The sequence below is a fragment of the Trebonia sp. genome, assembly GCF_030042015.1.
GTDB lineage: Bacteria > Actinomycetota > Actinomycetes > Streptosporangiales > Streptosporangiaceae > Trebonia.
Genome location: NZ_JASIAL010000545.1, coordinates 1 through 3,292 on the forward strand (window position 1 = coordinate 1; position 3,292 = coordinate 3,292).

The following is a 3,292-nucleotide window of genomic DNA, read 5'->3' on the forward strand; positions in this document are numbered from 1 at the left end:
CGTGGCGCCGGCCTGGGGCGCGGCGGCAGCCAGCGGCTCGGCGGCGACGGCAGCCAAGCCGGGCACGGTCTCCGCGGCGGGTCCGGCTGCCGGCTGCTCTGCGTCCCTGGCCCGGATGCCCGTGGCGAGCAGGTAGGCGCCGGCGGCGGCGGTGCACATCCAGAGCACCATTGCGGCGATGGCCACGCGCTGTCTCCTCTCAGTCCCTGGTCGAATCTACCCGTACCGCCGCGCGGCCGGTCAGGCCGGGTGCGCGCCAGCGGGTGTTGATCGTGACGCGCGCTGCCCCGTGCTCGTGATGAATTTGTCCGCGTGAGCGGGAGGCCGCCTCGCCAGACGTGGTCGACCACTGCGACGATGGCGCGGGTGGAGCTTGCCGCCTACGGCGGCGCGGTGACGGACTGGGAGCTGCGCAGGCACTTCGAGCGGATCTAGGGGGAACGGGCGTGGACAGGCTTGAGGGACGGACGGCGGTCGTCACCGGCGCGGGCAGCGGGATCGGGCTGGCGACCGTGCAGCGGTTCGCCGGCGAGGGTGCCAACGTGGTCGCGGTCGACATCGACGTGGCGGCGGGCGACAAGGCGGCGGAGGCGGCCGGCGGGGTCTTCGTCGAGGCCGACGTGAGCGTTCCCGCGGATGTGGCCCGTGTCTTCGCGGTCGCCTATGACACCTACGGGTCCGTCGACATCGCCTTCAACAACGCGGGGATCTCCCCGCCCGAGGACGACTCGATCCTGTCCACCGAGCTTGACGCGTGGCGCCGGGTACAGGAGGTGAACCTGACGTCGGTGTACCTGTGCTGCCGGGAGGCGATCCCGTACATGCGGCGCCACGGCAAGGGGTCGATCATCAACACGGCGTCGTTCGTCGCCCTCATGGGGTCGGCGACCTCGCAGATCTCCTACACCGCGTCCAAGGGCGGCGTGCTCGCCCTGTCGCGGGAGCTCGGCGTGCAGTTCGCCCGGGAGGGCATCCGGGTCAACGCGCTGTGCCCCGGGCCGGTCAGCACGCCGCTGCTCGCCGGACTGTTCGCCGCCGACCCCGAGCGCGCGGCCCGGCGCCTGGTGCACGTGCCGCTCGGGCGCTTCGCCGAGGCGTCCGAGATCGCGGCGGCCGTGGCGTTCCTCGCCAGCGACGACGCCTCGTTCATCACCGCGGCGACGTTCCTCGTCGACGGCGGGATCTCCGGCGCGTACGTGACGCCGCTGTGAGGTCGCGGCCGTCACGCTAGGCCCCTGGCGCGGTTCGTGCTGTCAGCGCGGTGTCAGCGGCGGGTCAGCGCCGTCAGCGTGATCTCGGCGGCGCGTCAGCGCGCGGCGGCACCGTGGACGCATGACAAACGCGATAACCGCCGAAGGCCTGACCAAGCGCTTCGGCACGCTGACCGCGGTCGACGGCGTCGACCTGGCCATCCCCGCGGGCACGGTCTTCGGCCTGCTCGGCCCCAACGGCGCGGGCAAGACCACCACGGTCCACATGCTGGCCACGCTGCTGCGCCCCGACGCCGGGCGCGCCACGGTGGGCGGCTACGACGTGACCACGCAGGCGCACCAGGTCCGCCAGCTCATCGGGCTCACCGGGCAGTACGCCTCGGTGGACGAGACGCTCACCGGCGCGGAGAACCTCATCCTCATCGGCCGGCTGACCGGCCTGCCGCGGCAGGCGGCGAAGCAGCGCGCGGCGGCGCTGCTCGCGCAGTTCCGCCTGGAAGACGCGGCCCGCCGGGCGGTGAAGACCTACTCAGGCGGCATGCGCAGGCGCCTGGACCTGGCCGCCAGCCTGGTCGCCCGGCCGCGGGTGCTGTTCCTCGACGAGCCCACCACCGGCCTGGACCCCCGCAGCCGGGGCGAGATGTGGGCCGTCGTCCGCGACCTCACCAGCGACGGCGTCACCGTGCTGCTGACCACGCAGTACCTGGAGGAGGCCGATCAGCTCGCCGACCACATCGCGGTGGTCGACCACGGCCGGGTGATCGCCGCGGGCACATCCGACGAGCTCAAGGCAAGCACGGGCGCCGCCACCCTCGACGCGGTGTTCCTGTCGCTGACCGGCCATGACACCAGGACAAGCGACGACCTGGAAGGGAGCCTGGCATGAGCACGCTGACTGATGTGGGGCCGCTGCCGGCACGGGTCGGCCCGCTGCGCGCCATCGAGCAGACCTGCTCGCTCGCCTGGCGCACGCTCGTGCAGATCAAGCACAACCCGTTCGAGCTGATGGACTTTTCCGTCCAGCCGATGATGTTCCTGCTGCTGTTCGTCTACGTGTTCGGCGGCGCGATCAGCGGCTCGCCGCACGGCTACCTGCAGTACGTGCTGGCGGGCATCATCGTGCAGAACTCGCTGTTCACCACGCTGAACACCGCGACCGGCCTGTCGACCGACCTGGACAAGGGGTTCTCAAGCCGGCTGCGCGCGCTGCCGATCGCGAAGTTCGCGCCGCTGGCCGGCCGGATCCTCGCCGACGTCGCCAAGCAAGCCTGGGCCATCGCGCTGCTGTACGCGGTCGGGACCATCATGGGGTTCCGGGCAGGCAACGGCCCGCTGGCGGTGCTCGCCGCCGCCTGCCTGGTCCTGGTCTGCACGCTGGCCTTCGCCTGGGCCCTGGTGTGGATCGGCATGCTCGTGGCGAACCCGGAGAAGGTGCAGATCTTCGGCTTCGTCGTGCTGTTCCCGCTCACGTTCACCAGCGGCGCGTTCGTGCCCACGGCCACGATGCCGGGCTGGCTGCAGGCGTTCTCCAGGGCCAACCCGGTGACGCTGCTCGCCGAGGCGGCGCGCGGGCTCCTGGTGTCCGGCCCGGTGGCCCGCCCGGCGGTGGAGTCGCTGCTGTACGCGGCCGGGTTCGTCGTGGTGTTCGCGCCGCTCGCGGTCCGGGCGTTCAGGCGCCGGGCGGTGTGAGCACCTGGTCCAGCGTGGCCAGGCTGACCCGCCGGCCACGCTGGCAGGCCGCGCCGTACTCCGCCGCGGTCAGCGCCAGGCGCGCCGCCGCGGCCACCCGCTCCTCATCGGGCGCCGAACGGTCCGGGCCGCCTCGCACGCCCTCGCTCGCTGCCAGCAGCATGGCGGCCCTGGCGGCGTCGCCTTCGCGCAGGCAGACATCGGCGAGCCCGGCCACCGTCGCCGCGACCACGGGGGAATCCCTGGTGGGCAGCGCGGCGCGCAGCGCGCTCTCGTGGTAGGCGCGGGCGGCGCCCAGGTCGCCGTCCGCGCCCGCCAGGTAGCCGAGCGCCGTGTCGGTCAGGGCGCGCAGCTGCGCCGCCAGACCCGGCAGCGCGGCAATCTCGGCGGCG

General features: G+C 73.2%; 4 protein-coding genes and 2 pseudogenes. 4 read left to right on the top strand and 2 right to left on the bottom strand.

Annotation, left to right across the window (positions count from 1 at the left end; genetic code table 11):
• Nucleotides 1-186, bottom strand: a 186-nt coding sequence (locus Q1N79_RS28995) for a hypothetical protein (RefSeq protein WP_300614285.1), incomplete at its 3' end; no start/stop codon positions are given.
• A gap of 126 nt (nt 187-312) precedes the next feature.
• Here Q1N79_RS28995 and Q1N79_RS29000 point away from each other — a divergent pair.
• The 4 genes and pseudogenes from Q1N79_RS29000 (at nt 313) to Q1N79_RS29015 (ending at nt 2,900) form a co-directional block, all read left to right on the top strand.
• Nucleotides 313-435 (top strand): hypothetical protein, encoded by a 123-nt coding sequence (locus Q1N79_RS29000; RefSeq protein WP_300614286.1) that lies wholly within the window; start codon nt 313-315, stop codon nt 433-435.
• Between the two features lie 11 nt (nt 436-446).
• Nucleotides 447-1,211: a 3-oxoacyl-ACP reductase gene (locus Q1N79_RS29005; protein WP_300614288.1), complete on the top strand. Its 765-nt coding sequence runs from the start codon at nt 447-449 to the stop codon at nt 1,209-1,211.
• A gap of 121 nt (nt 1,212-1,332) precedes the next feature.
• Nucleotides 1,333-2,016, top strand: a pseudogene (locus Q1N79_RS29010) (ATP-binding cassette domain-containing protein); the annotation flags it as partial.
• 77 nt (nt 2,017-2,093) lie between these two features.
• Nucleotides 2,094-2,900, top strand: a complete 807-nt coding sequence (locus tag Q1N79_RS29015; RefSeq protein ID WP_300614289.1) for an ABC transporter permease — start codon at nt 2,094-2,096, stop codon at nt 2,898-2,900.
• Here the strand turns inward: Q1N79_RS29015 and Q1N79_RS29020 are convergent.
• Nucleotides 2,881-3,292: pseudogene (locus tag Q1N79_RS29020) on the bottom strand (AfsR family transcriptional regulator); the annotation flags it as partial. The gene Q1N79_RS29015 and the pseudogene Q1N79_RS29020 sit on opposite strands and share 20 nt — an antisense overlap.